General features: G+C 57.7%; 1 protein-coding gene. It reads left to right on the top strand.

What is annotated here, in order from left to right; genetic code table 11:
* On the top strand, window positions 1–239 hold a 239-nt coding region (locus SB772_RS45195; RefSeq protein ID WP_410839175.1), incomplete at both ends, for an alpha-glucosidase C-terminal domain-containing protein.

Below are 239 nucleotides of genomic sequence, written 5' to 3' on the forward strand. Positions count from 1 at the left end.
CCCCGCATTTGGCAGAGGTTCACTTCGGTTCCTTTCTCCTGACAACCGACGTATTCTAGCCTATCTCCGAGAACACGGCGACGAGGTTATCCTGTGCGTGGCAAACCTATCGCGGGTACCTCAAGCCGTTGAACTGGACCTCTCGGCCTACGAAGGCCGCGTACCTGTCGAGCTGACCGGCATGTCGCCATTCCCCCCGATCGGACAGCTTACATATCTTCTGACGTTGCCGCCCTATG

This window comes from Paraburkholderia sp. SIMBA_030 (genome assembly GCF_046535245.1).
Classification (GTDB): Bacteria; Pseudomonadota; Gammaproteobacteria; order Burkholderiales; family Burkholderiaceae; genus Paraburkholderia.